Source organism: Bacillus sp. F9_6S_D1_P_5, assembly GCF_054823925.1.
Genome location: NZ_JBTREW010000052.1, coordinates 1 through 2,494 on the forward strand (window position 1 = coordinate 1; position 2,494 = coordinate 2,494).

The window sequence follows — 2,494 nt, forward strand, 5'->3', positions numbered from 1 at the left end:
TCTCTAGCGCCGATGGTAGTTGGGACCTTGTCCCTGTGAGAGTAGGACGTCGCCAAGCAACTTTAAGACGAGTCAGAATGACTCGTCTTTTTTGTGTTTCTAACTTCTTATTAGGCTCAAGTAAGCAATCTTTATTCTTTTAATCCTCTCATATTCATTTTCTTTCATCATTTTCGATGTGTAGTTTAAGATTTTCTATTTTATTTTTTGTAGGAGCGATCTGTCCGTGTGTTAAAATAGTACAGTTGTTTTTCGAGATACTTTAATATAGGAAGATTTAAATTTTTTTAAGGAGATAATATGAAAAAGATAGGTGTAATTACTATAGTAGTTTTAGTCCTTCTAGCAATTGCTTATATGTTAGTCGGGAATTATTTTTACAATTATGCGTTGAATGCGAAACAAGAGAAAGAATTTTTAGAGGACAATCCTCACTTAGTAGAAACGGTGAATGCATCGGGAGATGTGTTGGCTACAAATGAAGAAAAGGATGCGAACTTTGTATCAAATCATAAACTTAATACATTGAATATAAATTCTTTCGATAAGTTGAAATTAACTGGTTATGAATATATGAATGAACAATCTAGCCATAAATGGGCGATTGTAGTTCATGGATATGATAGTAAGGCATTGAAAATGACGAAATATATCCGGAATTTTTATGAACAAGGTTATAACGTCATAGCGCCAGACCTTCGTGGGCATGGGAATAGTGAAGGCGATTATATAGGGATGGGCTGGCACGATCGTAAAGATATTTTGATTTGGATTCAACAAATTGTAAAGAAAGACCCTAATGCTGAAATAGCACTCTTTGGTGTTTCGATGGGCGGAGCAACTGTAATGATGTCTTCAGGTGAAGATTTACCTTCTAACGTTAAAGTTATTATTGAAGATTGTGGATACTCAACTGTTATTGATGAATTTACTTATCAACTAAAAGATTTATTCCACTTGCCGAAGTTTCCTGTTATGAATGCAGCAAATACAGTTACAAAATTAAGAGCTGGATATGATTTAGAAGAAGCTTCAGCTATAAAACAAGTAGCGAAAAGTAAAACACCTATGCTATTTATTCACGGGGATGCTGATACATTTGTTCCTTTTGAAATGTTAGATGAAGTGTATAATGCTGCAAAAGTAGAAAAAGAGAAATTAATTGTTCCAGGTGCTGGACATGGAGAAGCGGAGAAAGTAGATTCAAATAAATATTGGAATACTGTATGGAAGTTCGTAGAGAAGTATATTCCGGCATAATTAAAGTTGTTTCATGTTTATATACGATAATCAGAGGGATAATAGTTTATTCTTTTGATTATCGTTTTTTTTATTCATTAGGTATCTACTATATGGAGGGCATAGAGCAAAAACTTTTGAATTCCTTAATCTCAGTGCTACAATGATTGAAAACTACATGTTAATGAGGTGTTTCTATGAAAATTGAAGTATGGTCAGATTTCGTATGCCCGTTTTGCTACATTGGGAAACGTAGATTAGAGATGGCTTTAGAGCAATTTCCGCATAAGAAGGACGTTGAAGTTGAGTTTAAAAGTTTTGAATTAGACCAAAATACTCCAATCTATTCTGGAACAAGTATTAATGAAGTACTTGCATCAAAGTATGGGATTAGTATTGAAGAAGCTAAGCGTAATAATGTACAACTAGGAAATCATGCAGCTAGTATGGGTTTAAGTTTTAACTTTGATGAAATGAAGCCGACGAACACTTTTGATGCACATCGTCTTGCGAAGTTTGCAAAGGATCAAGGGAAAGAAAAAGAGATTACGGAAAATCTCCTTTTTGCATATTTCACAGAATCGAGAAATTTAAGTGATGTAGATACGCTTGCTACTATTGCTGAAGCTTCAGGTTTAGATAAGCAAGAAGCTTTACGTGTTATTCATGATAAAAGTGCATATGCGAATGATGTTAGAATTGATGAAGCAATTGCTCAGCAATATCAAATTTCAGGAGTACCTTATTTTATTATTAATCAAAAGTATGCTATTTCAGGTGCACAACCACTTGAAACTTTTGTTGGTGCACTTCAGCAAGTGTGGGAAGAAGAGAATCCAACACCTAAGTTACAAGAGCTTTCTTCAGAAGGTGGAAGCGATATGTCTTGTACGGATGAAAGTTGCTCGTTACCTTCAAAAGAACAATAGTTTTTATGAGGGAATAGCAACCCATAGAGTATTCTATGGGTTGCTTATATATTCTTATAGAAGAGATATATAAATAAAGTTTATAAAAAATGAAGTTTTTTATAAAAACATGTTGACGATTGTAGGTTAGAGGTGTAATATAGAACAAGTCGCCGATGCAATAACGCAAAGCGCGGCAAACGAAATAAAAAACTTGGTTGACATTAACTAACGAAGATGTTAACATAAGGGAGTCGCAAATGAGCGACCAAGTAGTTCTTTGAAAACTGAACGAAACAAACAACGTGAAACGTCAATTTTTATTTTTAGATGCTAGACAAACTAAC

At 34.0% G+C, this 2,494-nt stretch carries 2 protein-coding genes; both read left to right on the top strand.

Going from position 1 to position 2,494, the window contains the following annotated elements:
- The first annotated feature begins 300 nt into the window (after nucleotides 1-300).
- Entirely contained in the window at nucleotides 301-1,260 is a 960-nt protein-coding gene (locus ACUXEY_RS28050; protein WP_461302074.1) for an alpha/beta hydrolase, read from the top strand.
- Nucleotides 1,261-1,436: 176 nt separating this feature from the next.
- A complete protein-coding gene (locus tag ACUXEY_RS28055) occupies nucleotides 1,437-2,168 on the top strand; it encodes a DsbA family oxidoreductase (protein ID WP_166705528.1) in 732 nt (243 codons plus the stop codon).
- Nucleotides 2,169-2,494: the final 326 nt, after the last annotated feature.